This window comes from Pseudomonas syringae pv. cilantro (genome assembly GCF_001293775.1).
GTDB classification, from domain to species: Bacteria; Pseudomonadota; Gammaproteobacteria; order Pseudomonadales; family Pseudomonadaceae; genus Aquipseudomonas; species Aquipseudomonas syringae_P.
On the sequence record NZ_LGLN01000065.1, the window covers coordinates 273,073 to 274,352 of the forward strand.

Sequence of the window (1,280 nt, forward strand, 5' to 3'; positions counted from 1 at the left end):
TTGCGGCGCATCTCCCGGTAGAAAAACTCCATGCGCAGCTGCTTTTTACCGTGCGCCCACGATGAGAACTCTTCACGGGAACAGAGAAAACGCGTGTCGGCATGCCAGTGGATCGGCAAGCCGCAGTCCTTGATCGACTGCTCCAGCCGCCAGTCGCCGCACTCGGTGACGTGCAACTCGTCCGCGTTCAACAAGGCCTGCCAGCGACGCAATTCGCCGGGCACCGAGCCTGCGTTTTCCGGATCATCGAGCGTCACGTACCGCACCTGAACCCCACGCTCGCGCAACGCCTCGGCAAAATGACGCATGGCACTGAAGATCAACGCGATTTTCTGCGGATGATGCGGCACATGACTCGCCTCCTCCATCACCTCGACCAGCAAGACCGTGTCGTGCTCGGGGTTCAGGTCTTGCAGGGAAGCGAGGTCGAAGGAGAGCTGGTCGCCGAGGACGAGATGGAGGCGATGGGTTTGGGTCATGAGGCGGAGTCTCTAAGTATAAAATCTGCTTAAAACACTTCAGTAATTAAGGTCCAAGCAAGCGTCTGGTTGCTGGCCAGAAAAAATGTCTACAAGCCTGTGCAACACGCAAATGAAACATCGCTGGCGCGAACGAAGACGAGGATCTTAGCCTTGAGACGGGCGGAGGGCCTTAAAATTCGTATCAATGTAGTTCAGGCGCAAATTTTCATGGATTTTTAACGACCCCTTCTGCGTTACCGAGAAAGCGCCTTTTCTTCGAGTCCGTCGAACGCTACATGCAGTGCGTTAAGTACCAGAATCCCCGCCAACAACCTAGTCAAGCGCACTGCCAGCAACCACTTCAGCATGGAACTCTTCGCAAGGTCATGACCACGTAAGCGGTGACTTTTCAGGTCCAACCCCAACAGTGCGTGGAGAAGAATGAACGGTAATCAGGCTCGAAATGATATTGACGAATGGCTAAAAACAGCCGCTTGCATCAAGCATCCTGCAGGTTGCGTTGATCAGGATGGTCACAGCGCTTTCTCTGACAGAGAGGGCAACCTGTTCCAGTTGGCGGTTCCGGACGCTTTTTCAAGTCTTCATTTGTACGGCACTTTGCTTGAGCTGCAGCCCGCTGTCGATGGTCGAGTGCTCGCTTCAGCACTGGCCATCAACGCTCAGAAAAATGTACTTCGGGGAAGTGCCATTGCACTCAATACGGAGAACCAAGAGCTGTTCGTGCACCACACAGTGACCTTGGAATCATTAGATCGTGTGGCGCTGTGGCAAACACTGGGGGACTGTCAGATTTTTTGT

General features: G+C 54.0%; 2 protein-coding genes. One reads left to right on the plus strand and one right to left on the minus strand.

Features of this window, described 5'->3' with window-relative positions; translation table 11 throughout:
- The coding region (locus tag ABJ99_RS27315) for a cryptochrome/photolyase family protein (protein WP_147461955.1) at window positions 1-479 on the minus strand (479 nt) is incomplete at its 3' end.
- Between the two features lie 423 nt (window positions 480-902).
- Here ABJ99_RS27315 and ABJ99_RS28795 point away from each other — a divergent pair.
- Window positions 903-1,280 (plus strand): type III secretion system chaperone family protein (locus ABJ99_RS28795; RefSeq protein ID WP_080378188.1); only part of this gene is annotated, 378 nt, incomplete at its 3' end.